Consider the following 3,248-nt stretch of genomic DNA (forward strand, 5'->3'; position numbering starts at 1 on the left):
GGCCCGGCCGGTCGCCGCCGCCGCGGTTCCGGCGGTATGCGCCGCGGCTTGGGCCCCAGGCTGCCCGCGGGTCGGCGCCGGCCGCGAGGGCAGGGTCATCGGGCTTGTGGCAAAATCCCCGGCCGTAGCGGCTCCGGCCGCGTCCGCTTGGCCGTCCGGCCTGCCATCGAGATCCCCTGCCATGCCCATCGCTGCGCCGTTCCTGCCCGAACGCCTGTGCTGCCGCAGCACGATCGCGACGACGGAGCGCCGGCATGGCTGACGAATACGGGCATCTGCCGCGCGGCCCGGGACGGATCCTGAAGGCCGCGACCTGGTCCTTCCAGGGGCTGCGGGCGGCCTGGCTGCACGAATCCTCGTTCCGGCTCGAGGTCTACCTGTTCCTGGTCCTGGCGCCGGTGGGCTGGTACTTCGGCCAGAACGGGGTCGAGCGCTCGCTGCTGATCGGTTCGATCCTGCTGGTGTTGAGCGTGGAGCTGCTCAACTCCGCGGTCGAGGCGGTGATCGAACGCTACGGTCCGGAGTTCCACGAGCTGGCCGGGCGCGCCAAGGACATGGGCTCGGCGGCGGTGTTCGTGTTGTTGATGAACGTGCTGCTGATCTGGGCCGCGATCCTCGGCCCGCGGCTGTGGACTCATCTGATGGGCTGAGCGCCGGGACGGCGCCGGTTCCGTGTTTCCGGCCGCGTCCGCGGCCGCAGGCGTCGCCTCCGCGGCGCGCCGACCGCGGCTCGCCCGCGGGCTTTCCGATATCGACTTTCTTTGAGGTATGCCGCACGTGATTGAATTGCTGACCGATCCGCAAGTCTGGATCACCCTGATCACCCTGAGCGCGATCGAAATCGTGCTCGGCATCGACAACCTGGTGTTCATCTCGATCGCGGTCAGCAAGCTGCCGTTCGACCAGCGCGAGAAAGCGCGCAAGTTCGGCATCGCGGTGGCGTGCATCACCCGCATCGCCCTGCTGCTGACCCTGGCCTGGCTGGCCGGGCTGACCAGCGACCTGTTCCACGTGTTCGGCCAGGGCATTTCGGTGCGCGACCTGGTGCTGATCCTCGGCGGCGCCTTCTTGCTGGTGAAGGGCTCGATGGAGATCAAGGACCTGATCGCCGGCGAGGACGAGTCCGAGGACGTGCACACCAAGCCGGCGGCGTCGTTCATGATGGTGATCGCGCAGATCGCGGTGATCGACATCGTGTTCTCGCTGGACTCGGTGATCGCCGCGGTCGGCATGGCCAACCACACCCCGGTGATGGTCGCCGCGATCCTGCTCGCGGTCGGCGTGATGCTGCTGGCGGCCAAGCCGCTGGGCCATTTCATCGACAACAACCCGACCATCAAGATGCTGGCGCTGGCCTTCATCGTCCTGGTCGGCGTGTACCTGATCGCCGACGGCTTCGAGATCCATATCCCGAAGGGCTACATCTACGGTGCGATGGGCTTCTCGGCCCTGGTCGAGTGCCTGAACCTGTGGGCCCGTCGCCGCGCCACCCTGCGGCTCAGCACCGAATAAGCGCCGCCGCGAGCGCGCAGCGTCCCAGCGAAGGCCGGCAAGCGATTGCCGGCCTTCGTCGTTGTGGACGCAGGGCTTGGCGCGCGCTGGGGCGCGAAGTTGCGGCGTTCGCGCCGGCGCCGCAGGCGCAGCGCACCCAGGCGCCGGATGGCGGGCAGCGCGGGGGAGGGGGTAAGTGTGCTTGACCCCTTCGTCCCGGTCGTCACATCGCGTCCATTGCGTCCGCCCGGGGCCGGTGCTGCAATGCGGCCGTCGCCCGTGCAACCAGGAGTCGCGCCATGTTCCGTGCCTTGATCGTGCTCGCGTTGACCGCGCTGCTCAGCGGCTGCGGCTACAACAGCATCCAACAGAAGGACGAAGCGGTGACCGCCGCCTGGTCGCAGGTGCTCAACGTCTACAAGCGCCGCGCCGACCTGGTGCCGAACCTGGTCGCGACCGTGCGCGGCTATGCCAGCCACGAACAGCAGGTGCTGACCCAGGTCACCGAGGCCCGGGCCAAGGTCGGCAGCATCAACGTCAACGCCAACGACCCCGAATCGCTGAAGCAGTTCGAACAGGCCCAGGGCGAGTTGCGCGGCGCGATCGGCCGCCTGCTGGTGGTCAGCGAAAACTATCCGCAGCTCAAGGCCGACCAGAGCTTCCTCAGCCTGCAGACCCAGCTGGAAGGCACCGAGAACCGGATCGCGGTCGAGCGCCAGCGCTACATCGGCGCGGTGCAGGACTACAACACCTACATCCGCCAGTTCCCGACCAACCTGACCGCCAAGCTGTTCGGCTACGCGACCAAGCCCAACTTCACGGTCGAGAACGCGGCCGAGATCCAGCAGGCGCCGAAGGTCGATTTCGGCCAGCCCAGCGCGCCGGCGCAGACCCCGCCGGCCCCGTCGCAGGGCTGAGGCGCCGATGGCGGCATCGGCCGCAATCGCCCGTGGCCGCAGCGCGTTCGCGGCGCTGCTGGTCGGGTTGTGGCTGCTGGTCCTGGCGGCCCTGCCGGGGCCGTTGCGGGCCCAGGCCCTGCAGCCGATTCCGGCGCTGACCTCGCCGGTGGTCGACACCACCGCGACCCTCGACGCCGACGCCCGCGCGCGCCTGGAGGCGCAGGCGCGCGAGCTGCAGCGGCGCAAGGGCAGCCAGTTGCAGGTGCTGATGGTGCCTACCACCGCGCCGGAGGACATCGCCGCCTACGCGGTGCGCGCCTACGAACAGTTCCGCCTGGGCCGCAAGGGCGTCGACGACGGCGTGCTGCTGGTGGTGGCCAAGGACGACCGGCGGGTGCGGATCGAGGTCGGCTACGGCCTGGAGGGCGCGATCACCGACGCCCAGTCCGGCCGCATCATCCAGGAGTACCTGGCGCCGAAGTTCCGCGCCGGCGACTACGCCGGCGGCCTCGCCGACGCCAGCGCGATGCTGGTGCGGCTGATCGACGGCGAGCCGTTGCCGGCGCCGATGGCGTCCGGCCAGGGCGGAGGCGGCGAGGGCGACGACGGCTGGCTGCTGGCGGTGTTCATCGCCGTGTTCGGCGCCCAGTTCGTGCGCGCCTTGCTCGGCCGCCTGCCGGCCCTGCTGCGCGGGGCGATCACCGCCGTGGTGGTCGGCGGCGTCGCCTGGCTGTTGTCGCTGGCGTGGTGGCTGGTCGGGCTGTGCGCCCTGATCGGCCTGTTCGCCGGTTTGCTCGGCAGCGTTGGCGGGCACTACGCCCGCGGCGGCGGCTGGGGCGGCTACGGCGGGGGGTGGGG

4 protein-coding genes are annotated in these 3,248 nt (G+C 70.3%); all 4 read left to right on the top strand.

Features of this window, described 5'->3' with window-relative positions; genetic code table 11:
* The first annotated feature begins 254 nt into the window (after window positions 1-254).
* Window positions 255-650 carry a diacylglycerol kinase gene (locus TX83_RS20065; protein ID WP_064749758.1) on the top strand — a complete coding sequence of 132 codons (396 nt, stop codon included), beginning with the start codon at window positions 255-257 and terminating at the stop codon, window positions 648-650.
* Window positions 651-777: 127 nt separating this feature from the next.
* Window positions 778-1,512 carry a TerC family protein gene (locus TX83_RS20070; RefSeq protein ID WP_261370216.1) on the top strand — a complete coding sequence of 245 codons (735 nt, stop codon included), beginning with the start codon at window positions 778-780 and terminating at the stop codon, window positions 1,510-1,512.
* A 278-nt stretch (window positions 1,513-1,790) separates the two neighbouring features.
* Entirely contained in the window at window positions 1,791-2,408 is a 618-nt protein-coding gene (locus TX83_RS20075; protein ID WP_064749760.1) for a LemA family protein, read from the top strand.
* Between the two features lie 7 nt (window positions 2,409-2,415).
* Window positions 2,416-3,248, top strand: an 833-nt coding sequence (locus tag TX83_RS20080) for a TPM domain-containing protein (protein ID WP_064749761.1), incomplete at its 3' end; no start/stop codon positions are given.

Source organism: Lysobacter antibioticus HS124 (genome assembly GCF_000336385.2).
Taxonomy (GTDB): Bacteria; Pseudomonadota; Gammaproteobacteria; order Xanthomonadales; family Xanthomonadaceae; genus Lysobacter; species Lysobacter firmicutimachus.